The organism is Enterobacter sp. SGAir0187, assembly GCF_002952735.2.
Taxonomy (GTDB): domain Bacteria; phylum Pseudomonadota; class Gammaproteobacteria; order Enterobacterales; family Enterobacteriaceae; genus Enterobacter; species Enterobacter quasiroggenkampii.
On sequence record NZ_CP025034.2, the window covers coordinates 4049542 to 4075990 of the forward strand.

Below are 26449 nucleotides of genomic sequence, written 5' to 3' on the forward strand. Positions count from 1 at the left end.
GCTTTGCGATGAAATTAACTCAGTTAGCGACAGGCCTGCTGCTGGCGGGCCTGATGACCGGGTCCGCGCTGGCGGCGGATAAAATCGTTATTGCCCACCGCGGCGCGAGCGGCTATCTGCCGGAGCATACGCTGCCGGCGAAAGCGATGGCCTATGCGCAGGGTGCGGATTACCTGGAGCAGGATCTGGTGATGACGAAGGACGACCAGCTGGTCGTCCTGCACGATCACTATCTTGACCGCGTGACGGACGTGGCGGAGCGCTTCCCGGACCGCGCCCGTAAAGATGGCCGCTTCTATGCCATCGACTTCACGCTGGCGGAGATCCGCTCCCTGAAGTTTACCGAAGGCTTCGAGATTGAAAACGGCAAGAAGGTGCAGGTCTATCCGGGACGTTTCCCGATGGGCAAATCTGACTTCCGGATCCATACCTTCCAGGAAGAGATTGAGTTTGTTCAGGGGCTGAACCACTCCACCGGTAAAAATATCGGTATCTACCCGGAGATCAAAGCGCCGTGGTTCCATCATCAGGAAGGGAAGGACATTGCTGCGAAGACGCTGGAGGTGCTGAAACAGTACGGCTACACCAGCAAGAAGGACAAGGTCTACCTGCAGTGTTTTGATGCCGCCGAGCTGAAGCGCATCAAAACCGAGCTGGAGCCGAAGATGGGCATGAACCTCAACCTTGTGCAGCTGATTGCCTACACTGACTGGAATGAAACTCAGGAGAAACAGCCGGACGGGACGTGGGTGAACTACAGCTACGACTGGATGTTTAAGCCGGGCGCGATGAAGCAGATTGCGCAGTATGCCGACGGCATTGGGCCGGATTACCATATGCTGGTGGCGGAAGGCTCAACGCCGGGTCACGTGAAGCTGACGGCGATGGTGAAAGAGGCGCATGCCAGCAAGATGCAGGTGCACCCGTACACGGTGCGTGCTGACCAGCTGCCGCCGTATGCCACGGACGTGAATCAGCTTTATGAGGTGTTATATAACCAGGCGGGCGTGGACGGACTGTTTACGGATTTCCCGGATAAAGCGGTGAGCTTTTTGAAGGATTAACGCTGAAATTGCCGGGTGGCGGCTGCGCCTTACCCGGCCTACGAACTGCGGTTTTGTAGGTCGGGTAAGCGAAGCGCCACCCGACACATTCACATCTCGATCTCGATATCGCCTTTTGCCCGGCAGCAGCAGGGCAAAATTTCCCCTTCGTTGATAAAGGCCAGCGGTTCGGTCAGCCAGTCCACCTGGCCGGCGACCAGACGGCAGCGGCACGAGCCGCAATAGCCTTCACGACACTGGTACTCGACCTCCACCTGATGCGCTTCAAGCGCCACCAGCAGGGAAGGGTGCTCTTCCTGGCACAGCACTTCTGTACCCGAAAGGCTCAGCGTGACGCGCGTCATCAGAGCTGGAAATCGCTCAGGTCGTCGGTGTTGACTTCAGAATCAATCTGACCGACCAGATAAGAACTCACTTCCACTTCCTGCGGCGCGACCTGCACGTTATCGGATACCAGCCAGGTGTTGATCCACGGGATAGGGTTAGAGCGCGTCTGGAACGGCAGGTCGAGACCGACCGCCTGCATGCGGATGTTGGTGATGTACTCCACGTACTGGCACAGGATGTCTTTGTTCAGGCCAATCATGGAGCCGTCGCGGAACAGGTAGTCTGCCCACTCTTTCTCCTGCTGGGCCGCCAGCACGAACAGGTCGTAGCACTCCTGCTTGCACTCTTCGGCGATTGCCGCCATCTCAGGATCGTCCGTACCGCTGCGCAGCAGGTTCAGCATGTGCTGGGTACCGGTCAGGTGCAGGGCTTCATCACGGGCAATCAGACGGATGATCTTGGCGTTGCCTTCCATCAGCTTACGCTCGGCAAAGGCGAAGGAGCAGGCGAAGCTCACATAGAAGCGGATCGCTTCCAGCGCGTTAACGCTCATCAGGCACAGATACAGCTGCTTTTTCAGCGCACGCAGGTTCACGGTGATGGTTTTGCCATCCACGTGGTGGGTGCCTTCGCCCAGCAGATGCCAGTAGCTGGTCATCTCGATCAGCTCGTCGTAGTAATGGGCAATGCCTTCCGCGCGCTTCTGGATCTGCTCGTTGGTGACGATATCGTCAAACACTACCGCCGGATCGTTCACGATGTTGCGGATAATGTGGGTATAAGAGCGGGAGTGGATCGTCTCGGAGAACGCCCAGGTTTCCACCCAGGTTTCCAGCTCTGGAATCGAGATCAGCGGCAGCAGCGCCACGTTCGGGCTACGGCCCTGGATGGAGTCCAGCAGCGTCTGGTACTTCAGGTTGCTGATGAAGATATGTTTTTCGTGATCCGGCAGCGACTGGTAATCAATACGGTCGCGGGAGACGTCCACTTCTTCGGGACGCCAGAAGAAGGAGAGTTGCTTTTCAATCAGCTTTTCGAAGATGTCATATTTTTGCTGATCGTAGCGTGCCACGTTGACCGGCTGGCCGAAGAACATCGGCTCTTTGAGCTGGTCGTTTTTCGTCTGTGAAAAGGTGGTATATGCCATTGCGGTGAGTCCTGTTGAGATTTTATTGCCCGGCGGCACTGCGTTTGCCGGGCCTACAAAACCGTAGGCCGGGTAAGCGTAGCGCCACCCGGCGAAGTGCTTAGATCTTACATGCGCCGCTTTCGCAGCCATCGTCCTGAATTGACGGAACCAGGTCGTCCTGCGCGTCTTCCGCACCATCACGGGTGTTGTGATAGTACAGCGTTTTCACGCCAAATTTGTAGGCGGTGAGCAGGTCTTTCAGCAGCTGCTGCATCGGGACCTTGCCTGACGGGAAGCGCGTCGGGTCATAGTTTGTATTGGCAGAGATCGACTGGTCGATAAACTTCTGCATGATACCCACCAGCTGCAGGTAGCCGTCGTTGTTTGGCATTTCCCAGAGCAGCTCGTAGTTGTCACCCAGCGTCTCGTAATCCGGTACCACCTGACGCAGCACGCCGTCTTTCGACGCTTTGATGCTGACGTGGCCGCGCGGTGGCTCAATACCGTTGGTGGCGTTAGAGATCTGCGAAGAGGTCTCAGACGGCATCAGGGCAGAGAGCGTGGAGTTACGCAGGCCGTGCGTTTTAATGGACTCGCGCAGGCCTTCCCAGTCGAGATGCAGCGGCTCACTGACGATCGCATCCAGGTCTTTCTTGTAGGTGTCGATCGGCAGAATGCCTTTTGCGTAGGTGGTTTCGTTGAACCACGGGCACGCGCCTTGCTCTTTCGCCAGCTCGTTGGACGCTTTCATCAGGTAGTACTGAATGGCTTCGAACGTCTGGTGCGTCAGGTTATTCGCGCTGCCGTCAGAGTAACGCTTGCCGTTTTTCGCCAGCCAGTAGGCGAAGTTGATCACGCCGATACCCAGGGTACGGCGGCCCATCGCACCGCGTTTCGCTGCCGGGATTGGGTAATCCTGGTAGTCCAGCAGGGCGTCGAGGGCACGAACCGCCAGCACGGCCAGCTCTTCCAGCTCGTCCAGGCTCTTAATCGCGCCCAGGTTGAATGCGGACAGCGTACACAGCGCGATTTCACCGTTTTCGTCGTTCACGTCTTCCAGCGGTTTGGTCGGCAGGGCGATCTCCAGGCACAGGTTAGACTGGCGCACTGGCGCAACGACCGGATCGAATGGGCTGTGGGTGTTGCAGTGGTCAACGTTCTGGATGTAGATACGGCCCGTAGAGGCACGTTCCTGCATCATCAGGGAGAACAGATCGACCGCCTTCACGCGCTGCTTGCGGATGCTGTCGTCTTTTTCATATTTGGTGTACAGACGCTCGAACTCGTCCTGATCGGCGAAGAACGCGTCATACAGGCCTGGAACGTCGGACGGGCTGAACAGGGTGATGTCTTCACCTTTCAGCAGACGGGTGTACATCAGCTTGTTGATCTGCACGCCGTAGTCCATGTGACGCACGCGGTTGCCTTCGACACCACGGTTGTTTTTCAGAACCAGCAGGCTTTCCACTTCCAGGTGCCACATTGGGTAGAACAGGGTCGCAGCACCGCCGCGTACGCCGCCCTGAGAGCAGGATTTTACGGCCGTCTGGAAGTGCTTATAGAACGGGATACAGCCGGTGTGGAACGCTTCACCGCCGCGAATCGGGCTGCCCAGCGCACGGATGCGGCCGGCGTTGATGCCGATACCGGCGCGCTGGGAAACGTATTTCACAATGGCGCTGGAGGTGGCGTTGATGGAATCCAGGCTGTCACCACACTCGATCAGCACGCAGGAGCTGAACTGACGGGTAGGGGTGCGCACGCCAGACATGATTGGCGTAGGCAGAGAAATCTTGAACGTCGATACCGCATCGTAGAAACGCTTCACGTAATCCAGACGGGTATCACGCGGGTAGTTTGAGAACAGGCAGGCGGCCACCAGAATGTAAAGGAACTGGGCGCTTTCGTAGATCTCACCGGTTACACGGTTCTGAACCAGGTATTTGCCTTCGAGCTGCTTCACCGCCGCGTAGGAGAAGTTCATGTCGCGCCAGTGATCGATAAACCCGTTCATCTGCTCGAACTCTTCTTCCGTATAGTCTTCCAGCAGATGCGTGTCGTATTTGCCCAGCTCAACCATTTTTACCACGTGATCGTAAAGCTTCGGCGGCTCAAACTGGCCGTAGGCTTTTTTACGCAGGTGGAAAATCGCCAGACGTGCAGCCAGGTACTGATAATCCGGTGCTTCGCGGGAGATCAGGTCCGCCGCCGCTTTGATGATGGTTTCGTGGATATCAGACGTTTTGATGCCGTCGTAGAACTGAATATGAGAACGCAGTTCAACCTGGGAGATAGATACGTTGTTCAGTCCTTCTGCTGCCCAGTCGAGAACTCGATGGATTTTGTCCAGATTGATACGCTCGGTAGTACCGTCGCGCTTTGTCACCAGCAGACTCTGATTCATGTGGGGTTTACCTGTCCGTGAAATAAAAAATATCCCCCGCTTATCCACAGAACCGTCTTGTGACTAACTCTGTGGATAAATACTACATATAGGGGGTTTGCGATAAGAAAAACGCTATATGGTGAGTATTCTAGTATCGAATCTTTTCAGCACAAGAGTTGATTTTGACGTTAAATTGAGGTTGTGAAAGGGTAAAAAAGGCTAAGTCCTCGTACCGTAAGGCCTGGAAGACATGTCAATAATTAAGAAAAAAAATTCAAAATTTGATCGAGTGCTGATTTCTTCAACGGGAGGTCAGAATTGCGCAACATGATGTCGCGCAATCTTTATAAGAATAACGAATGACGTTAGTCGTTTTTGGCGGTTGTGTGCAACATATAGTTAACATCAACCCCCGGTGCGAGTTTGAATTTATTGGTCAGCGGATTGTAGTGCAGGCCGGTGATGTGCTGCTCCTTGAGCCACGTCTGGTCAACCCAGCTTAACAGCTCCGCCGGCTTGATGAATTTCTTCACGTCGTGCGTGCCTTTCGGCACCATGCGCAGCACATACTCCGCGCCGACAACGGCCATCAGCCAGGCTTTAGCGTTGCGGTTGAGGGTTGAGAAGAAGACCTGGCCGCCCGGTTTCACCAGTTTTGCACAGGCGTGCACCACGGACTGCGGATCGGGAACGTGCTCCAGCATCTCCATGCAGGTCACCACATCGTACTGATGGGCATGTTTTGCCGCGTGTTCTTCCACGGTTTCCTGCACGTAGTCTACCTGTATGCCAGACTCCAGTGCGTGAAGACGGGCAACCTGCAGCGGTTCAAAACCCATATCCAGGCCCGTGACGTTCGCCCCTTCGCGCGCCATGCTTTCCGCCAGGATACCGCCGCCGCAGCCGACATCGAGCACTTTTTTACCGAACAGACCGCCGGAACGCTCCGCGATATAGCCCAGACGCAGCGGGTTAATACGGTGCAGCGGTTTGAACTCACCTTCGAGATCCCACCAGCGGGACGCCACCGCTTCAAATTTGGCAATCTCTTCGTGGTCAACGTTGTGAGCCACCGGGGATTTTTCGGCATTCATGGGCGCTTTTACTCCTTATTTAGCAAGACGAATGAGTATATCAGGCAATCCCTGTGAATAAAGCGTATAGGTTTACCTCAATCACCTCGGCTGTGTTATAATTTGCGACCTTTGAATCCGGGATACAGTAGAGGGATAGCGGTTAGATGAGCGACCTTGCGAGAGAAATTACACCGGTTAACATCGAGGAAGAGCTGAAGAGCTCCTATCTGGACTATGCGATGTCGGTCATTGTTGGCCGTGCGCTGCCGGACGTCCGCGATGGCCTGAAGCCGGTACACCGTCGCGTACTATACGCCATGAACGTATTGGGCAATGACTGGAATAAAGCCTATAAAAAATCTGCCCGCGTCGTCGGTGACGTCATCGGTAAATATCACCCGCATGGTGATACCGCCGTTTATGACACCATCGTTCGTATGGCGCAGCCATTCTCCTTGCGCTACATGCTGGTAGATGGCCAGGGTAACTTTGGTTCAGTCGACGGCGACTCCGCTGCGGCGATGCGTTATACGGAAATCCGTATGTCGAAAATCGCTCATGAGCTGATGGCCGACCTGGAAAAAGAGACCGTTGATTTCGTCGATAACTACGACGGCACCGAGCGCATCCCAGATGTGATGCCCACCAAGATCCCGAACCTGTTAGTGAACGGTTCGTCCGGCATCGCGGTCGGTATGGCAACCAACATTCCGCCGCACAATATCACCGAGGTGATCAACGGCTGTCTGGCCTATATCGATGATGAAGACATCAGCATTGAAGGGCTGATGACACACATTCCGGGCCCGGACTTCCCGACGGCGGCGATCATCAACGGTCGTCGCGGTATTGAAGAAGCGTACCGTACCGGCCGCGGCAAGATTTATATCCGTGCCCGCGCCGAAGTGGAAGCGGACGCCAAAACCGGCCGTGAAACCATCATTGTTCACGAGATCCCGTATCAGGTGAACAAAGCGCGTCTGATTGAAAAAATCGCCGAGCTGGTAAAAGAAAAACGTGTTGAAGGCATCAGCGCGCTGCGTGACGAGTCTGACAAAGACGGTATGCGCATCGTGATTGAGATCAAACGCGATGCAGTGGGTGAGGTTGTCCTGAACAACCTGTACTCCCAGACGCAGCTTCAGGTCTCCTTCGGTATCAACATGGTTGCACTGCACCATGGTCAGCCGAAGATCATGAACCTGAAAGAGATCCTGAGTGCGTTCGTCCGTCACCGCCGTGAAGTGGTGACCCGTCGTACTATCTTCGAACTGCGCAAAGCGCGCGACCGTGCGCACATCCTTGAAGCGCTGGCGGTTGCGCTGGCCAACATCGACCCGATCATCGAACTGATCCGTCGTGCACCAACCCCGGCAGAAGCGAAAACTGCGCTGATTTCCCGTCCGTGGGATTTGGGCAACGTTGCCGCGATGCTGGAACGTGCGGGCGATGACGCGGCGCGTCCTGAGTGGCTGGAACCTGAGTTCGGCGTGCGTGACGGTCAGTACTACCTGACGGAACAGCAGGCTCAGGCGATTCTGGATCTGCGTCTGCAGAAACTGACCGGCCTTGAGCATGAAAAACTGCTCGACGAATACAAAGAGCTGCTGGAACAGATTGCTGAGCTGCTGCACATTCTGGGCAGCGCAGAGCGCCTGATGGAAGTGATCCGCGAAGAGCTGGAGCTGGTCCGCGATCAGTTTGGCGACGAGCGCCGCACTGAAATCACCGCCAACAGCGCGGACATCAACATCGAAGACCTGATCAACCAGGAAGACGTTGTTGTGACCCTGTCGCACCAGGGCTATGTGAAGTATCAGCCGTTAACCGACTACGAAGCACAGCGTCGTGGCGGTAAAGGTAAGTCTGCAGCACGTATTAAAGAAGAAGACTTCATTGACCGCCTGCTGGTGGCGAACACCCATGACACGATCCTCTGCTTCTCCAGCCGCGGTCGTCTGTACTGGATGAAAGTCTATCAGCTGCCGGAAGCAAGCCGTGGCGCGCGTGGTCGTCCAATCGTTAACCTGCTGCCGCTGGAAGCGAACGAACGTATCACCGCTATCCTGCCGGTACGCGAGTATGAAGAGGGTGTGAACGTCTTTATGGCGACCGCCAGCGGTACCGTGAAGAAAACCGCGCTGACCGAATTCAGCCGTCCGCGTTCTGCCGGTATTATCGCCGTGAACCTGAACGAAGGCGACGAGCTGATTGGCGTGGATCTGACCTCGGGCTCTGATGAAGTCATGCTCTTCTCTGCGGCCGGTAAAGTGGTGCGCTTCAAAGAAGACGCCGTCCGTGCAATGGGCCGTACCGCGACGGGCGTTCGTGGTATCAAACTGGCTGGCGAAGACAGCGTTGTTTCTCTGATTATTCCGCGCGGTGAAGGGGCTATCCTGACCGTCACGCAGAATGGTTACGGTAAACGTACGGCGGAAGGGGAATACCCAACCAAGTCTCGCGGCACGCAGGGCGTAATCTCCATCAAGGTGACCGAGCGCAACGGTTCCGTTGTCGGCGCGGTGCAGGTAGACGATGCCGACCAGATCATGATGATCACCGATGCCGGTACGCTGGTGCGTACCCGCGTGTCTGAGATCAGCGTGGTGGGTCGTAACACCCAGGGCGTGATCCTCATCCGTACAGCGGAAGATGAAAACGTGGTGGGTCTGCAGCGCGTTGCCGAGCCGGTGGATGACGAAGAGCTCGACTCCATCGACGGTAGCGTCGCGGAAGGCGATGAGGATATCGCGCCGGAAGCCGACACTGACGATGACGTAGCGGACGACGCTGACGAGTAATGTCTCCTGATGCAAAAAAGGGCCGGATTCCGGCCCTTTTCTTTTGCACAAGCAGATAAGTCAACGTTGCGACCTGGCGCGTTTACCGCTACCTTAACCACATTCTTTTGACCCCGACGGCGGAGCCTCGCCCCCTTGAAATACCTCGTCTCCTTTCGTACTACGCTGAAAGTCTCTCGCTATCTGTTTCGGGCGCTGGCGCTCCTGCTTTGGCTGCTGGTGGCCCTGTTCTCGGTGTTTTACATCGTTAACGCCCTGCACCAGAAAGAAGCGGAGATCCGCCAGGAGTTTAACTTAAGCTCCGATCAGGCCCAGCGCTACATTCAGCGAACGTCTGACGTGATGAAGGAGCTGAAGTATATTGCCGAAAATCGTCTGACGGCGGAAAACGGTATCCTTGCGCTTCGCGGGCGTGATGACAAAACCGAAGTCCCGGATTTCCAGCCGCTGTTCCCGGATTCCGATTGTTCCACCATGAGCAATACCTGGCGCGGCTCTCTGGAATCGCTCGCCTGGTTTATGCGCTACTGGCGCGACAATTTCTCCGCCGCCTATGACCTGAACCGCGTCTTCCTGATTGGCAGCGAGAATCTCTGCATGGCTGACTTTGGCCTGCGCGACGTACCCGTTGAGCGTGACGATGCGCTGAAAAGCCTGCATGAACGTATTGTGAAATATCGCAATGCACCGCAGGACGAGCGCGGGAATAACATCTTCTGGGTGAGCCAGGGCCCGCGTCCGGGCGTGGGCTATTTCTACGCGCTGACGCCGGTTTATCTGGGCAATCGCCTGCAGGCGCTGCTGGGGATTGAGCAGACCATTCGCATGGAAAACTTCTTCACCCCGGGCAGCCTGCCCATGGGCGTGACCATTCTGGATGAAAACGGTCATCAGCTGATCTCGCTTGCCGGGCCTGATAACCGTCTAAACGTCGAACCGCACTGGATGCAGGAGCGGTCGTGGTTTGGCTATACCTCAGGTTTCCGCGAGCTGGTGCTGAAGAAGAGCCTGCCGCCTTCGTCGCTCAGTATCGTCTATTCGCTGCCGGTGGATATGGTGCTTGAGCGGATACGCATTCTTATCATGAATGCGATTCTGCTCAACCTGCTGGCGGGGGGCGCGCTGTTTACGCTGGCGCGCATGTATGAGCGGAAAATCTTTATTCCTGCCGAAAGCGACGCCCAGCGACTGGAGGAACACGAGCAGTTTAACCGCAAGATTGTTGCCTCGGCGCCGGTGGGGATCTGTATTCTGCGTACTCAGGACGGGACCAATATCCTGAGTAACGAACTGGCACATAACTACCTGAACATGCTGACGCATGAGGACCGGCAAAGGCTGACGCAAATTATCTGCGGTCAGCAGGTTAACTTTGTCGACGTGCTCACCAGCACGCACACCAACCTGCAGATTAGCTTTGTGCATTCCCGCTATCGCAATGAAAACGTGGCGATTTGCGTGCTGGTGGATGTCTCCGCGCGCGTGAAAATGGAAGAGTCGTTGCAGGAGATGGCGCAGGCGGCAGAGCAGGCCAGCCAGTCGAAGTCCATGTTCCTTGCCACCGTCAGCCACGAGCTGCGCACGCCGCTGTACGGGATTATCGGTAACCTCGATCTGCTGCAGACCAAGGAATTGCCGAAAGGCGTCGACCGGCTGGTGACGGCGATGAACAACTCCTCCAGCCTGCTGCTGAAGATCATCAGCGATATTCTCGACTTCTCTAAAATCGAGTCCGAGCAGCTGAAAATCGAGCCGCGCGAGTTTTCGCCGCGCGAGGTCATGAACCATATCAGCGCCAACTATCTCCCGCTGGTGGTGCGTAAACAGCTGGGGCTCTACTGCTTTATTGAGCCGGACGTGCCGCTGACGCTGCATGGCGATCCGATGCGCCTGCAGCAGGTCATCTCTAACCTGCTCAGCAACGCCATTAAATTCACCGATACCGGCTGTATTGTGCTGCACGTCTGTCGGGCGGGGGATTACCTGAGCATCCGCGTGCGCGATACGGGCGTCGGCATCCCGGCGAAGGAGGTGGTTCGTCTGTTCGACCCGTTCTTCCAGGTCGGTACCGGCGTGCAGCGTAACTTCCAGGGCACCGGACTGGGGCTGGCGATTTGTGAGAAGCTCGTCAGCATGATGGATGGCGATATCTCCGTGGATACCGAGCCCGGCATGGGCAGCCAGTTCACCATCCGCATTCCGCTCTATTCGGCGCAGTATCCGGCAAAAGCCACGGTAGACGGGCTGAGCGATAAGCGCTGCTGGCTGGCGGTGCATAACGCCTCGCTGAATGACTATCTGACGGCGCTGCTTACCCATAGCGGCGTGAGGGTGTGCCGCTATGAAGGTCAAACACCGGACGTGGACGATGTGCTGATCGCCGACGAGATGCCGGAACAGCCGTGGCAGGGGAGAGGGTCAGTGCTCTTCTGCCGTCGCCACATCGGTATCCCGGTTGAGCGTGCGCCAGGAGAGTGGGTACACAGTGTCGCCACCCCGCACGAGCTGTTGAGCCTGCTGGCACGCATCTACAAAGTGGAACTGGAAGAGAGCGACGGCGCGGGCGGACTGCCGTCACCGGAGTCTCTGGCGTCGGTGAATGACGATATGATGATTCTGGTGGTGGATGACCATCCGATTAACCGTCGCCTGCTGGCTGACCAGCTTGGATCGCTGGGTTACCAGTGCAAAACCGCCAACGACGGCGTGGATGCGCTGAACGTGCTGAGTAAAAATCATATTGATATCGTGCTGAGCGATGTCAACATGCCTAACATGGACGGCTACCGTCTGACGCAGCGCATCCGACAGCTTGGCCTGACGCTGCCGGTGGTGGGCGTAACGGCGAACGCGTTGGCGGAAGAGAAACAGCGCTGTCTGGAGTCAGGCATGGACAGCTGTCTGTCGAAACCGGTGACGCTGGACGTGCTGAAGCAGACATTGTCGATTTACGCGGAGCGCGTGAGAAAAACGCGGATATAAAAAAGGCCCGCAAGGGCCTTTTTTATTTGCCCGGCGGCACTGCGCTTGCGCGGGCCTACGGGTTCTGCAGGCCGGGTAAGCGCGAGCGCCACCCGGCGTTTACAGCGGAGATCAATCCTTGTCGGTTGCGCTCAGCGTGACGGAGGAGAGATAGTTCAGCAGAGCAATATCGTTATCCACGCCCAGCTTCATCATCGCTGATTTCTTCTGGCTGCTTATGGTTTTAATACTGCGGTTCAGCTTCTTGGCAATCTCGGTCACCAGGAAACCTTCTGCGAACAGGCGCAGAACTTCACTCTCTTTCGGCGACAGGCGTTTGTCACCGTAGCCACCCGCGCTGATTTTTTCCAGCAGACGAGAAACGCTTTCAGGCGTGAACTTCTTGCCTTTCTGCAGCGCCGCAAGCGCTTTAGGCAGATCGGTCGGTGCGCCTTGTTTCAGCACAATCCCTTCGATGTCCAGATCCAGTACCGCGCTCAGGATCGCCGGGTTGTTGTTCATGGTCAGAACAATGATCGAGATATCCGGGAAGTGACGTTTAATATATTTGATGAGCGTGATCCCATCACCGTATTTGTCTCCAGGCATGGAGAGATCGGTAATGAGCACGTGTGCATCAAGCTTTGGGAGGTTATTGATCAGTGCTGTAGAGTCTTCAAATTCACCGACTACATTCACCCACTCGATCTGTTCAAGTGATTTGCGAATACCGAACAGTACAATCGGATGGTCATCGGCAATAATTACGTTCATATTGTTCATGTATAAGGCTACCTTGCTACAGCAAGCTTTTGACGTAGGCGTCAATGTCGCTGATGTATTTTTCAATGCCAGAGGCATCTTTCTCACGAATTAGATGTTCCAGCGTTTCACATAACTGCTTGCCGGGAACCAGATTAAGCATGGCAAACACCCCTTTAAGCCGGTGTGCTGTCTGTGCCAGCGCTGCAAAATCATTCGCAGCGGACTCAGTATACAACCGCTTAACATCATCTGGTACTGTATCAACAAAGAGTGAATAGTATCCGCTGGCGTGAAGCTCGGCATTTTCATTACCGCCTAACGGTGATTCCGCTATCTCTTCCTGCGCCAGCTGCTCTTCTATTAGTTGTAGTACAGCTTCCTGCATCGCATTGCTTATATTAAAGTTGACGCGCAGCTGGCCAGGGCCGATTTTCCGCACGCCTGACTCATCATCGCTTAAAAGCAAGCCGGAGGCAGTAAGATTAGACGGATTATCAGTTAAAAACAGATCAAATTCTTGACTTGCAAGTCTTTCATCCGGCGTGATGCAGGCCGCACCCCAGTTTTCTAACTGACGAACGACAATATTGCGGATCTCGTTCGACGTAACATCGACCATCACCACGACATCATCCAGCAGACGCTCTTCATCTTCTTCCTGCGGATTGGCCGCCATTTTCACGTGCAGAGAATAGCGGGTGCCGAGAGATTCACGGGCCTTGATATTGAGATGGCCGCCGAGCTTACGCGCCAGCTGATCGCACAGCCAGAAGGTGAGGGCATTTGCCTTGCCGTAGCGATCGCTTTGCGTGTCATTCAGGAACGGGAAGTGCAGATTATCAATTTCACTCGTGGTGACGCCCTCCCCGGTGTCCAGGATGCGGAACGTCAGGCGGTCTTCTGCCGACTCCTCCGTACTGACTTCGAGGGTGATCTTGCCGATCTGCGTGGTGGTCACCGCGTACTGAATAATCATCAACAATATGCGGCGCAGCGCTTCACGATCGCCGTGGCGCTCGTCATTTGCCGGGAGATTGTTATTGATCAGCAACTGCAGCCCTTTGCGCTTAATCACGGGCAGAACTTCCGGAACCACTTCATCGATCAGATCCTGAATGGAGAAGAGAGTGGGAGTTCCCTTCCAGAAATCATTCTCCAGCATGTTCGCCAGCTGGATCTCATCAACCATTCTGACCAGCGAGTCGGCCTGACAGGCAAGCTGGTGGCTTTCTGACGTATTTAACGCCGCCGCCTGGGTCGCCAGCGTTTTTAACGGCTGCTTGAAGGCATCGCCAATGTTCTGCATAAAGGCGGCGCGCCCCTGCTGGTTTTTCTCATACAGTCTTTGCGCCTGCTTGAGCTTTTTATTCACCAGCACTTCGCGATCCTGATCGCGGATGATGAAGATTTGCGTACGTGAAGCCACCTGGCTGCGGAACTGGCGGATCTCGTACAGTTCATTGTTGATGGTGGCCTGAATCACCCCCTGGTGCTGATCCGCCATAGTGGTGATGTTCTGCAGGTTAAGATGCGGCAGCAGATGATCGGCAATTTTATTGCTCATTACCGTACGATTTGCTTCCTGATCGTGAACTAAGACCCCAAGCGGCAGCACGGAAACAATCTCTTCATTCAATGCACGTAATACGCGCAGCTCATTGCTGGTACCGGCCGGGACCGCCGCGGCGTCGCTCTGACGTCCCGACTGGAAGCGGAAGGTGCTGTAGCCAAACAGCGCCAGCGCCAGCAGACCGATATTCAGCAGTAGAGGCAGCAGGATATTTTGCAGCGTGTCGAGTAACAGCGTGCCAAACGGCACCTGCCACACCAGACGCATACCGGTCGAGTTCAGGGATGAGGCAATTTCGATTTTTGAACCGTTAAAGGAGATCGATACGCTCTCTGCGGCCTCTTTGTCAGACGCCGCACGCATGTTCTGGGTGCTGCTGTCGGGCTCCAGACGGAAGCTATCGAGCGGCATGTCAGGCGGGATTAAATCATTAATGGGTAAATCGAAGGCGACCACCGTCGCCAGATGTCCTGGCTGGTTGAAGGTGGTGCGCAGAGTAAAATAATGACCGTTTTGCCAGGCCAGACGACGCAGGGAAGAGAAGCTCTCACGTTCATCAAGGGCATTTGCCTGCTGCAACATCTCTGCCCGGCGGGAATCGACGATGCTGCCCACGGTGGTCTCTTTAAACCCGGAAGAGAGATCTTTTAACGGCAGCGTTGAGATCAGGATCATGCTGTTGTCCTGACCGTTCAGATAGTACATCGACCATGGCACCGTTTCGGCACCCCAGAGGGTATCCAGATAGGTCGAAATACGCTGCGTCATCTCAAGGGTCGCGCTGTCGTGAGAGCCAAAAATAAGCGCCTCAGTCTTACGCTGCGGTTTTTCGAGGTAATAGACATCCTGCTTAAGCCGTGTCTCCTGAAGCCCATCTCCGGATGAGGAGGCCGGTGCAGCTGCAATATTGTCGTAAATCTGCCAGGTGGCGTAGCGCCAGGTATCGATGCGCTTATGCACGGCGTGGGTGATATCGACGACCTGATAGCTCTTGTCCTTCAGCCAGGCATTAACCGCGCTTTGTACCATCACCCCCATGGTCACTAACAGCACAACGATCAAAAGAAGAAAGAAACGGGTGATGCTCCCGGGGAGGAGGGAGAATTTGCTCGGGGCGGTGGTTTCAGTCTGACTCATTGATATCTTTAACCCGTCATGGTCATGCTCTGTGGCGATAGGGCAGTATAAAGGGTAATAACTGAATTTCCAGCGCCACCGTCCGGGAACAGGCGACTTTTTCAACGGACAATATCGGCGGCGGGTGGCGCGGTAAACATGTACAACCGCGTCCCGCGCGTACAAATAAAAAGTGCGCCTGGTCAGAAAATAGCACGAATTAACAAGAAATTAAGTTTTACATCAATTGTGTGTTAGCGAACGAACGCCGGTGAGAATTTAGTTAATAGTCGTTACAATTTCGGCGCGGTAGCACAAAAAATGAGAAGTTACGTAAAGAAAGGTAAAAAAAAAACCGAATGCGAAGCATCCGGCTCAATTAGGGATAAACAGACATTCAAAACTGAATGACGGTAATAAATAAAGTTAATGATGATAGCGAGAGATATTTTAGAGATTAGGTGCGATCTTGTTTTGTCATTCAGTGCTGTAACGATTTTTATTATAAGTTATTGATTTGTGTGGGTATGATTTTTCTTTTGATTATAAGTGCTAAATTTCTAAGCTATTTGTGCTTTGTAAAAGTTCCTTGATATTTACATTTTGAAACATGTTGACGGATAAATGAAACATCTTCAAAGTTTTCGTATCATATTCGCGTTGGATTATTCTGTAATTTTGCGGAGAATGAAATTGCCGACTGGTTAATGAGGGTTAACCAGTAAGCAGTGGCAATTATAAGGCATATAACAGAGGGTTAATAAAATGAAAGTTAAAGTACTGTCCCTCCTGGTACCAGCACTCCTGGTGGCAGGCGCAGCAAATGCGGCCGAAATTTATAACAAAGATGGCAACAAATTAGATCTGTACGGTAAAGTTGATGGTCTGCACTATTTCTCCGATGACGACAGCGCTGATGGCGACCAGACCTACATGCGTCTTGGCTTCAAAGGCGAAACCCAGGTTAACGATCAACTGACCGGTTACGGCCAGTGGGAATACCAGATTCAGGGTAACTCAGGTGAGAATGAAAACAACGCCTGGACCCGTGTGGCGTTTGCCGGTCTGAAATTTGGTGACGCGGGTTCTTTCGACTATGGTCGTAACTACGGCGTAGTTTACGATGTAACTTCCTGGACCGACGTTCTGCCAGAATTCGGCGGTGACACCTACGGTTCTGACAACTTCATGCAGCAGCGTGGTAACGGCTTTGCGACCTACCGTAACAGCGATTTCTTCGGCCTGGTTGATGGCCTGAACTTCGCTGTTCAGTATCAAGGTAAAAACGGTAGCGTAAGCGGTGAGGACCAGACCAACAACGGTCGTGAAGCACTGCGTCAGAACGGTGATGGCGTTGGCGGTTCTATCACTTATAACCTGGGCGAAGGCTTCGGTATTGGTACTGCCGTGTCCAGCTCTAAGCGCACCAGTTCCCAGAACGACATGGGCTTCGGTACTGGCGACCGTGCTGAAACCTACACCGGCGGTCTGAAATACGACGCGAACAACATCTACCTGGCTGCGCAGTATACTCAGACCTACAACGCGACTCGCGCAGGCGATCTGGGTTGGGCCAACAAAGCGCAGAACTTCGAAGTGGTTGCTCAGTACCAGTTCGACTTCGGCCTGCGTCCATCCGTGGCTTACCTGCAGTCTAAAGGCAAAGACATCGAAGGTTACGGCGATCAGGATCTGCTGAAATATGTTGATGTAGGTGCGACTTACTACTTCAACAAAAACATGTCCACCTACGTGGATTACAAAATCAACCTGGTTGATGAAAATGACTTCACCCGTCAGGCGGGTATCGGTACTGACGATATCGTCGCGCTGGGCCTGGTTTACCAGTTCTAATCGCGTCATCGTGTGACGTAAGGGGCCTGATGGCCCCTTTTTTTTGTGCTTCTCAGATTCTCACAACGCTCCTGTTTTGGTGTACTCTTGCCGCCCTGGCATGAGGATAATAATGAATGGACATGACTTTTTTACGCGCCAGCTTTCTGGCTATGCTTTTTTTCCTGACCGCGTGTAACGATCCCACACCCGTGGCGAAAACCGACGCACCCGCCGCGACGGTGCTCGAAGGCAAAACGATGGGGACCTTCTGGCGCGTCAGCGTGATGAACCTCGATAAAACACGCACGGATGAACTTCGCGGCAAAATCCAGTCGCAGCTGGACGCCGACGATCAGCTGCTGTCGACCTATAAAAATGACTCTGCGCTGATGCGCTTTAACCTTTCAACCAGCACCTCTCTGTGGCCGGTGAGCGAGGCGATGGCCGATATCGTGACCGAGGCAATGCGCGTGGGTTATAAAACCAACGGGGCGATGGATGTGACCGTCGGTCCTCTGGTGAACCTCTGGGGATTTGGCCCGAATAAACAGCCGGTGACCACGCCCGAACAGGCGGCCATTGATGACGCCCGCGCCCGGACAGGGCTACAGCATCTGACCGTGATCAACCAGTACGGGCAGCAGTACCTGCAAAAAGATATCCCCGATCTGTTTGTCGATCTGTCGACGGTCGGGGAAGGCTATGCGGCGGATCATCTTGCTGCACTGATGGCGCAGGAAGGAATTTCCCGTTATCTGGTCTCGGTGGGCGGCGCGTTGGTCAGCCGGGGTATGAACGCCAGCGATAAGCCGTGGCGCGTAGCGATTCAAAAACCAACCGATCGGCAAAATGCCGTGCAGGCGATAGTGGATATCAACGGACATGGCATCAGCACCTCCGGAAGCTATCGCAACTATTACGAGCTTGACGGGAAGCGTATTTCGCACGTGATTGATCCGCAGACCGGACGCCCCATCACGCATAACCTGGTCTCGGTAACGGTCATTGCCCCCACCGCGCTGGAAGCGGATGCCTGGGATACCGGATTAATGGTTCTCGGCCCGGAAAAAGCCAAAGAGGTGGTCCGTCAGGAAGGGCTGGCGGTTTATATGATCACCAAAGAGGGCGACGGGTTCAAAACCTGGAGCTCGCCGCAGTTCAACAGTTTCCTGGTCAGCGACAAAAATTAAAAAGCAAGGTTGCGGGTTTTTTATCAGTGGCGCTCAGGCACGCTCTATGTATGCTTATACGAGGAGCCGATCATGAAAAACCCAACCTTAATGACCGATGAGGATCGCTGGCAGGCCGTGCTGGCCCGCGATCCGCTCGCTGACGATCAGTTTGTCTTCGCCGTGCAGACGACGGGTATTTTCTGCCGCCCGTCATGCCGTGCCCGCCACGCGCTGCGTAAAAATGTCCGTTTTTATCCTGATGCCCGGCATGCCGCTCAGGCAGGTTTTCGTCCGTGCAAGCGCTGCATGCCGGACAAACGCGATCCGCAGGCGCAGAAGCTGGCAAAAGTGGAACATGCCTGCCGGCTTCTGGAGCAGGATCCCGCGTTAACCCTGGAGAGGCTGGCGGAGCAGGTTGCCATGAGTCCTTTCCATTTCCACCGCCTGTTTAAGTCGGTGACCGGCATGACGCCAAAAGCCTGGCAGCAGGCGGCGCGGGGTCAGCGTCTGCGCACCGCGCTTGCGCAGGGAGACAAAATTACCGATGCCGTGCTGGCGGCGGGATTTCCCGACAGCAGCAGCTATTATCGTAAAGCCAACGATGCGCTGGGCATGACGGCGAAGCAGTACCGTAAAGGAGAAGTGGCCGTGCGGTATGCCATTGATGACTGTTCGTTAGGACGCTGTCTGGTCGCCGAAAGCGAGCGGGGGATCTGCGCGATTCTGCTGGGTGACACCGATGCGGAAGTCACCGCAGAGCTTGCCACACAGTTTCCAAAAGCTACGCACGCGCCGCTGGACGACGCCTTTGTGCAGCGGATCCATCAGGTCATTGCCAGTATTGATAACCGCGACGTACCGCTTGCGCTGCCGCTGGATATTCGCGGTACCGCGTTCCAGCAGCGCGTCTGGCAGGCCCTTCGCACTATTCCCTGCGGCGAAACGGCAAGCTACCAGCAGGTGGCGCAGGCGATTGGCCAACCCAGTGCGGTACGCGCCGTAGCAGGCGCCTGTGCGGCAAACACGCTCGCAATTGTGATCCCCTGTCATCGCGTGGTTCGCAACGACGGTGCGCTGTCGGGCTATCGCTGGGGGACGGCGCGAAAAGCGCTATTACTGAAACGTGAGGCGAAACACCGGGAGGAATAATGCTCGATTTTTTTGCGGATGCTGAACCCTGGCAGGAACCGCTTGCGCCAGGGGCGGTGATCCTCCGCCGCTTTGCACTCTCCCGTGCAGCGGCGTTGCTTGCCGGTATTGAAGAGGTCACGGCGGTTTCACCGTTTCGCCATATGGTGACGCCGGGCGGCTACACCATGTCGGTGGCCATGGCCAACTGCGGCGAACTGGGCTGGGCGACAAACGAACGTGGATATGTGTATGCTCCAAACGATCCCACGACCGACCGGCCGTGGCCTCCCATGCCTGCTGTTTTTCAGGCACTTTGTCACGAGGCTGCCGTGGCGGCGGATTATCCGGATTTTCGTCCTGATGCCTGTCTTATTAACCGCTACGCCGTCGGTGCGAAGCTCTCGCTGCATCAGGACAAGGATGAGCCCGATCTGCGCGCGCCTATCGTTTCGGTATCGTTAGGTCTGCCCGCCGTCTTTCAGTTTGGGGGATTACGCCGCAACGATCCGCTCAAACGCATCATGCTGGAACATGGCGATGTGGTGGTGTGGGGCAGGGAATCGCGGCTTTATTATCACGGCATTCAGCCGCTGAAACCCGGCGTCCACCCCCTCACGGGGGAGTACCGCTTTAATCTGACCTTCCGTCAGGCGGGGATGCGTAAACTAAAATAAGAATTATTCTTGATGTCCGCGCAGGGCAGTTTACACTGCTCGCTGATTTTTATTGTCCGGATTGCCTGCATGCAACTACTTCTCCTCGTCTGGCGTCAGTACCGCTGGCCCTTCGTCGCCGTTATGGCGTTAAGCCTTGCCAGCGCCGCATTGGGTATTGGCCTGATCGCGTTTATCAACGTGCGGTTGATTGAAATGGTCGACACCTCGCTCTCCGTATTGCCGGAGTTTCTTGGCCTGCTGCTGCTGCTGATGGCGGTGACGCTCGGCTCCCAGCTGGCGCTGACCGCGCTCGGCCACCATTTCGTTTTTCGTTTGCGCAGTGAGTTTATCAAGCGGATCCTGGACACCCAGGTCGAGCGCGTTGAGCAGCTCGGCAGCGCCTCCCTGCTGGCGGGGCTGACCAGCGACGTACGCGCCATTACCATCGCGTTCGTTCGTCTGCCCGAGCTGGTGCAGGGGATCATTCTGACCTTTGGCTCGGCGGCCTATCTCGCCTGGCTCTCCAGCAAAATGCTGGCGGTGACTGCGCTGTGGATCGCCATCACCATCTGGGGCGGTTTTGTGCTGGTGTCGCGCGTTTACAAACACATGGCGGTGCTGCGTGAAACCGAAGACAAGCTCTATAACGACTATCAGACGGTACTGGAAGGGCGCAAAGAACTCACCCTGAACCGCGAGCGCGCCGAGTACATCTTTAACCATCTCTATATTCCGGACGCACGCGAGTACCGGCATCACATCATTCGCGCCGATACCTTCCACCTGAGCGCGGTGAACTGGTCAAACATTATGATGCTGGGCGCCATTGGCCTGGTATTCTGGATGGCGAACAGTCTGGGCTGGGCGGACACCAACGTCGCGGCAACCTACTCGCTGACGCTGCTGTTTTTGCGCACGCCGCTGCTCTCGGCGGTCGGCGCGTTGCCCACCTTACTGAGTGCGCAGGTGGCCTTTAATAAGCTCAACAAATTCGATCTCGCGCCGTTTAAAGCCGAATTCCCACGCCCGCAAGCCTTCCCTGACTGGCAGACGCTGGAGCTGCGTAACGTCACGTTCCGCTATCAGGACAGCGCCTTCTCCGTGGGGCCGGTCAACCTGACGATCCGCCGCGGCGAGCTGCTGTTCCTGATTGGCGGCAACGGTAGCGGTAAATCGACGCTGGCGATGCTGCTCACCGGGCTTTATCAGCCGCAGTCGGGCGAGATTTTACTGGATGGCAGAGCGCTGAGCGCGGAGAAGCCCGAGGATTACCGCAAGCTTTTCTCGGCGGTGTTCACCGACGTCTGGCTGTTTGAGCAACTGCTGGGTCCGGAAGGGCAGCAGGCCAATCCTGCACTGGTGGAAAAATGGCTGACGCAGCTACAGATGTCCCACAAGCTGGAACTTCAGGACGGTAAAATTCTCAATCTGAAGCTTTCCAAAGGGCAGAAAAAGCGCGTGGCGCTGCTGCTGGCGCTGGCGGAAGAGCGTGACATCATTCTGCTGGATGAGTGGGCGGCGGATCAGGACCCGCACTTCCGCCGCGAGTTTTATCAGGTGCTGCTGCCGCTGATGCAGCAGATGGGTAAAACCATTTTCGCCATCAGCCACGACGATCATTACTTTATTCATGCCGACCGTCTGCTGGAGATGCGCGACGGCAGGCTGAGCGAGCTGACCGGTGAAGAGCGCGATGCAGCCTCGCGTGACGCGGTGGCGCGTACGGCCTGATGCCCTCACCCTAACCCTCTCCCACAGGGAGAGGGGATAATCGTGGCCGTAATGCCGCTTTTTTCTCCATCCCGCCCCGTTGTTTATTCTTATTTACATATCCTCGCGCTATGCTTAATACCAACTTATTTCATGGATTTATGATTGATGTCGGTATTAAAGAAAAACAGCGCCAGACAGCGTGACCAGGAACGTGCGCGACTGATCTGGCTTCTCACGACCGATAAAGCGGTCACGTCTACGCTATTAGGCAAACTGACCCTGGCTGAGCAATATGATGTCGGCACCTTGGCCGACGATATTGCTGAGGTAGGTGCGCTGGTTGCTCATTTACCGCCGCCGGATCTGGCGGATACCCTGGAAGCGCTTCCCTCGGAAGAACGTCACGCCCTGTGGCGCCTGGTGCAGGATCACGAGCGCGGGCAGGTGCTGCTTGAGGCCTCCGAAAACGTCTGGGACGACCTGATCGACGAGATGAGCGACCGGGACATTCTCGACGCTCTGCAAACCCTGGATATCGACGAGCAGATTTACCTTGTACAGCATCTGCCGCGTAACCTGACCGGCCGCCTGTTGGCCTCTCTGCCTGCCGATGAACGTGCGCGCGTGCGTCAGGTGATGCACTACGAGAAAAACAGCGTCGGCGCGATCATGGAGTTCGGCGTTATCACGGTACGTCCGGACGTCACGCTCGGTACCGTGCAGCGCTACCTGCGCCGTCTGGGCAAAATGCCTGACAACACCGATAAGCTGTTTGTCACCTCGCGGGATAAAACCCTGCTCGGCGAGCTGGAGCTGAAAACCATCCTGCTCAACAGCGCCCAGCAGCGGGTGAGTGAGGTGATGGAAAACGAGCCGATGGTCTTCTCCCCGGAAGACGATGCGGAAAAAGCGGCGCGTACCTTTGAACGTGATGACCTTGTGAGTGCGGCGGTCGTAGACTCCGTTGGCAAGCTGATGGGCCGTCTGACCATCGATGAAATCGTTGACGTGGTTTATGAAGAGACCGATAACGACCTGCGCGCGCTGGGGGGGATCAGTGCGGGAGATGACGTCCATGCCTCCGTCGGCAAGGCGGTGAAAACGCGCTGGGCGTGGCTGGCCATTAACCTCTGTACCGCGTTTATCGCCTCCCGCGTGATTGACGGTTTTGAACACACCATTTCGCAGCTGGTGGCGCTGGCCTCGCTGATGCCGATTGTGGCCGGGATTGGCGGTAATACCGGCAATCAGACTATCACGATGATTGTTCGCGCGCTGGCGCTGGAGAATATTCAGCCCGGCAACTTCGCCTTTCTGATCTTCAGAGAGATGGGGGTGGCGCTGATCAACGGCCTGGTCTGGGGCGGGATTATGGGGGGCATCACCTGGTGGTTGTATGACGATATGGCGCTGGGTGGGGTGATGATGCTGGCGATGGTGCTGAATCTGCTGGTGGCATCGATGATGGGCGTTATTATCCCGTTGACCATGACCAAACTGGGTCGCGACCCCGCGGTGGGGTCGAGCGTGATGATCACCGCCATCACCGATACCGGCGGTTTCTTTATTTTTCTTGGGCTGGCGACGATTTTTCTGCTTTAAGCCGACGCTTAATGCGGGCGGGAAGCAGCACCATGACGATAATCCCGCCCAGCACGCCAATCGCCAGATTGCCGGTGGATACCGTGGCGGCAACGGTCACCAGCATGACGACCGCTTCTGCAATCGGCGCCGTTTTCAGCGTGGCCGGCTGAAGGCTGTGCCAGCTGAAGGTTTTGACGGCGACGATCGCCATAATCCCCGCCAGCACCGCCATCGGAATGTTGGCCATCACGTCGCTGAGTGCCGTCACCAGTATTAGCAGCACGATGCCCGCAGCGAAGGTTGAAATGCGGCTTCGGCCTTTCCCCATCTCCACGTTAACGATGGTTTGTCCGATCATCGCGCAGCCCGCAATACCACCGTAAAATCCGGCCAGGATATTGCCGACGCCTAATCCAATGCTTTCGCGGCGTTTACTTGACGGTGTCGCGGTCAGCTCATCCACCAGCTTTGCCGTCAGCAGGGATTCCAGCAGGCCGACAAACGCGATGCTCAACGCGCACGGCCAGATTATGCTCAGCGTCTGGAGATTGAGAGGGACCAGAAGTTCGCTAAGGCCCGGCAAGCCGCCGCTCATGGCGCCTTCATCGCCCACGGTCGGCAGGCTTTGCCCGGTTGAAACGGTAAACAAGGTTAACAGCACAATCGCAATCAGTGGGGAAGGGATGCTTTTGATATAGCGCGGCACCCACAGCACGATCAGTACCGTCAGCACGAACAGGCCCACAATCAGCGGGCTTCGGCTCCAGAAATGGGGAACCTGCGCAAAGAAAATCAATATCCCGAGGGCGTTAACAAACCCGGTCATGACCGACTGGGGAATAAAGCGCATCAGCCTTGCCATGCCCAGCACGCCAAACAGAATCTGAATTACGCCAGCCATGAGCACGGCGGGAAGAATGTACTGTACGCCGTGCTGATGCACCATGGGCCCAATAACCAGCGCCACGGAACCGGCCGCGGCCGTGACCATCGCCGGGCGGCCGCCCAGTACAGACAGGGCGAGACAGAGCACCACGGAAGCGATCAGGCTGACCTTCGGGTCAACGCCCGCCACCACGGAAAATGAGATGACCTCGGGGATCAGCGCCAGGGCGGTAATTACGCCCGCCAGCGTTTCACGCGTCAGCTGCTTAGGGGAACGCAGTACGTTGGCTACGCGGTCTTCGGGGGATACATCAGAATGGGGTAAGGACATAACAGTTCGCTGGTTAGGGCAGGCTTCCGTGCGCGCGATCACAAAACGCAACATACTAGCCAGTAAAACCGCGCTTTACCAGACGCATCGATAATTCCTCACAAACAATCCATCATTAAATTTCACAATTACAATAATTTCGTAACCTTTAAACAATATTTAAAAGTTGTTACCGTGCCCCCGCAGCTTTTTTCACCTGCAATTTCCACGCATCAAGCACTTTTACACTAAGGCATAAATTATGAAAAAAATGACTGCCATGCTCTTTTCTCTGGCCGTGGGGCTTAATACCGTCTCCATGGCGGCGAAAGCTGACGCACCAAAAGAGCAGGAAACGGACGTCCTTTTAATCGGTGGTGGTATCATGAGCGCCACGCTGGGAACCTATCTGCAAGAACTGCAGCCGGACTGGTCAATGACCATGGTCGAGCGCCTTGATGGCGTGGCGCAGGAGAGTTCGAACGGCTGGAACAACGCCGGTACCGGCCATTCGGCACTCATGGAACTGAACTATACGCCGCAGAAAAAGGACGGTTCCATTAGTATCGAGAAAGCGGTAGAGATCAACGAGGCGTTCCAGGTTTCTCGTCAGTTCTGGTCTCACCAGGTCAACAGCGGCGTGCTGCACGACCCGCACTCCTTTATCAATACCGTACCGCACATGAGCTTTGTGTGGGGCGAGCAGAACGTCAACTTCCTGCGCGCGCGCTACGCCGCACTGCAGCAGAGCACGCTGTTCCGCGGGATGAAATACTCTGAAGATCACGCGCAGATTAAAGAGTGGGCTCCGCTGGTCATGGAAGGTCGTGACCCGAACCAGAAAGTGGCGGCGACCCGTACCGAAATTGGTACCGACGTTAACTACGGTGAAATTACCCGTCAGCTGGTGACGTCTCTGAAGAAAAAAGAGAACTTCAACCTGCAGCTCAGCACCGAAGTGCGCGGTTTCAAGCGTAACGCGGATAACAGCTGGAGCGTGACCGTTGCCGATCTGAAAAACAACGAAGCCGAGCACGTCATCAAGGCCAAGTTTGTCTTTATCGGTGCGGGCGGCGCGGCGCTGAAGCTGCTGCAGGAGTCCGGTATTCCGGAAGCGGACGACTACGCGGGCTTCCCGGTGGGCGGTCAGTTCCTGGTGTCCGATAACCCGGAAGTGGTGAACCGTCATCTGGCAAAAGTGTACGGTCAGGCTTCCGTGGGCGCGCCGCCAATGTCTGTTCCGCACATCGACACCCGTATGCTCGACGGCAAACGCGTGGTGCTGTTTGGACCGTTCGCGACCTTCTCCACGAAGTTCCTGAAAAACGGCTCCCTGTGGGATCTGCTGAGCGCAACTACTACCTCTAACGTCAAGCCGATGATGGACGTGGGGCTGGATAACTTCGATCTGGTGAAATACCTGATTAGCCAGGTGATGCTCTCTGACGACGACCGTTTCGAGGCGCTGAAAGAGTACTATCCACAGGCGAAGAAAGAAGACTGGCGTCTGTGGCAGGCGGGTCAGCGTGTACAGATCATCAAGCGCGATCCGAAAGAGGGTGGCGTGCTGCGTCTGGGCACCGAAGTGGTGAGCGATAAGGACGGCACCATCGCCGCGCTGCTGGGTGCGTCACCGGGTGCATCTACCGCTGCGCCAATCATGCTGCACCTGATGGAAAAAGTGTTTAAAGATAAAGTCGCCAGCCCGGAATGGCAGGCGAAGCTGAAGACCATTATTCCATCCTACGGCACGAAGCTGAACGGTAACGTGAGCGCGACGGAGCAGGAGCTGGAATACACCAGCCGCGTACTGCAGCTGCAGTACATCAAACCGCAGGCTGCGGATGCTGCGCCAAAAGCGGAGCTGAAGCCTCAGCAGGAAAACAAACCGGTTGCGGATATCGCGCTGTAATGTAAAAAAGCCGGGTGGCGCTGACGCCCACCTGGCCTATGTTCGATGTTATTTT

At 55.6% G+C, this 26449-nt stretch carries 17 protein-coding genes; 10 read left to right on the forward strand and 7 right to left on the reverse strand.

Features of this window, described 5'->3' with window-relative positions:
- The first annotated feature begins 8 nt into the window (after positions 1-8).
- Positions 9-1064, forward strand: a complete 1056-nt coding sequence (gene glpQ, locus CWR52_RS19520; RefSeq protein ID WP_104950478.1) for a glycerophosphodiester phosphodiesterase — start codon at positions 9-11, stop codon at positions 1062-1064.
- An 89-nt stretch (positions 1065-1153) separates the two neighbouring features.
- Here glpQ and yfaE read toward each other — a convergent pair whose 3' ends face one another.
- From yfaE to ubiG, 4 genes are all read right to left on the reverse strand, one after another.
- Complete coding sequence (gene yfaE / locus CWR52_RS19525) at positions 1154-1408, reverse strand: class I ribonucleotide reductase maintenance protein YfaE (RefSeq protein ID WP_025757202.1); 255 nt, start codon at positions 1406-1408, stop codon at positions 1154-1156.
- Complete coding sequence (gene nrdB / locus CWR52_RS19530; protein WP_045908711.1) at positions 1408-2538, reverse strand: class Ia ribonucleoside-diphosphate reductase subunit beta; 1131 nt, start codon at positions 2536-2538, stop codon at positions 1408-1410. The genes yfaE and nrdB overlap by 1 nt, the downstream gene beginning before the upstream one ends.
- Positions 2539-2638: 100 nt before the next feature.
- Positions 2639-4924, reverse strand: a complete 2286-nt coding sequence (nrdA, locus tag CWR52_RS19535) for a class 1a ribonucleoside-diphosphate reductase subunit alpha (protein WP_045908710.1) — start codon at positions 4922-4924, stop codon at positions 2639-2641.
- Between the two features lie 347 nt (positions 4925-5271).
- Entirely contained in the window at positions 5272-6000 is a 729-nt protein-coding gene (gene ubiG, locus CWR52_RS19540; protein WP_045908709.1) for a bifunctional 2-polyprenyl-6-hydroxyphenol methylase/3-demethylubiquinol 3-O-methyltransferase UbiG, read from the reverse strand.
- A 146-nt stretch (positions 6001-6146) separates the two neighbouring features.
- Between ubiG and gyrA the strand changes: the two genes are divergently transcribed.
- Both gyrA and rcsC read left to right on the forward strand, forming a co-directional pair.
- A complete protein-coding gene (gene gyrA, locus CWR52_RS19545; protein WP_048224205.1) occupies positions 6147-8783 on the forward strand; it encodes a DNA topoisomerase (ATP-hydrolyzing) subunit A in 2637 nt (878 codons plus the stop codon).
- Between the two features lie 135 nt (positions 8784-8918).
- Positions 8919-11765 carry a two-component system sensor histidine kinase RcsC gene (gene rcsC / locus CWR52_RS19550; RefSeq protein ID WP_104950479.1) on the forward strand — a complete coding sequence of 949 codons (2847 nt, stop codon included), beginning with the start codon at positions 8919-8921 and terminating at the stop codon, positions 11763-11765.
- Positions 11766-11876: 111 nt separating this feature from the next.
- Here rcsC and rcsB read toward each other — a convergent pair whose 3' ends face one another.
- A complete protein-coding gene (gene rcsB / locus CWR52_RS19555; protein WP_003859405.1) occupies positions 11877-12527 on the reverse strand; it encodes a response regulator transcription factor RcsB in 651 nt (216 codons plus the stop codon).
- 16 nt (positions 12528-12543) lie between these two features.
- On the reverse strand, positions 12544-15216 hold the full coding sequence (gene rcsD / locus CWR52_RS19560; protein ID WP_045908706.1) for a phosphotransferase RcsD: 2673 nt from the start codon (positions 15214-15216) through the stop codon (positions 12544-12546).
- A gap of 744 nt (positions 15217-15960) precedes the next feature.
- Here rcsD and CWR52_RS19565 point away from each other — a divergent pair.
- From CWR52_RS19565 to mgtE, 6 genes are all read left to right on the forward strand, one after another.
- Positions 15961-17049 carry a porin OmpC gene (locus CWR52_RS19565; RefSeq protein WP_032663173.1) on the forward strand — a complete coding sequence of 363 codons (1089 nt, stop codon included), beginning with the start codon at positions 15961-15963 and terminating at the stop codon, positions 17047-17049.
- 116 nt (positions 17050-17165) lie between these two features.
- Positions 17166-18221: an FAD:protein FMN transferase ApbE gene (gene apbE / locus CWR52_RS19570; RefSeq protein ID WP_104950480.1), complete on the forward strand. Its 1056-nt coding sequence runs from the start codon at positions 17166-17168 to the stop codon at positions 18219-18221.
- A 72-nt stretch (positions 18222-18293) separates the two neighbouring features.
- The gene (gene ada, locus CWR52_RS19575; protein WP_104950481.1) at positions 18294-19352 is read left to right on the forward strand and encodes a bifunctional DNA-binding transcriptional regulator/O6-methylguanine-DNA methyltransferase Ada; all 1059 of its coding nucleotides are present in this window, start codon (positions 18294-18296) and stop codon (positions 19350-19352) included.
- On the forward strand, positions 19352-20008 hold the full coding sequence (gene alkB / locus CWR52_RS19580; protein WP_104950482.1) for a DNA oxidative demethylase AlkB: 657 nt from the start codon (positions 19352-19354) through the stop codon (positions 20006-20008). Before ada ends, alkB begins: the two co-directional genes overlap by 1 nt.
- 69 nt (positions 20009-20077) lie before the next feature.
- On the forward strand, positions 20078-21721 hold the full coding sequence (locus CWR52_RS19585) for a multidrug ABC transporter permease/ATP-binding protein (protein ID WP_104950949.1): 1644 nt from the start codon (positions 20078-20080) through the stop codon (positions 21719-21721).
- 147 nt (positions 21722-21868) lie between these two features.
- Positions 21869-23305: a magnesium transporter gene (gene mgtE / locus CWR52_RS19590; RefSeq protein WP_104950483.1), complete on the forward strand. Its 1437-nt coding sequence runs from the start codon at positions 21869-21871 to the stop codon at positions 23303-23305.
- Here the strand turns inward: mgtE and CWR52_RS19595 are convergent.
- On the reverse strand, positions 23268-24557 hold the full coding sequence (locus CWR52_RS19595) for a SulP family inorganic anion transporter (RefSeq protein WP_104950484.1): 1290 nt from the start codon (positions 24555-24557) through the stop codon (positions 23268-23270). The two genes, mgtE and CWR52_RS19595, sit on opposite strands and share 38 nt — an antisense overlap.
- A gap of 187 nt (positions 24558-24744) precedes the next feature.
- Between CWR52_RS19595 and mqo the strand changes: the two genes are divergently transcribed.
- On the forward strand, positions 24745-26394 hold the full coding sequence (gene mqo / locus CWR52_RS19600; RefSeq protein ID WP_104950485.1) for a malate dehydrogenase (quinone): 1650 nt from the start codon (positions 24745-24747) through the stop codon (positions 26392-26394).
- The last annotated feature ends 55 nt before the right edge of the window (positions 26395-26449 follow it).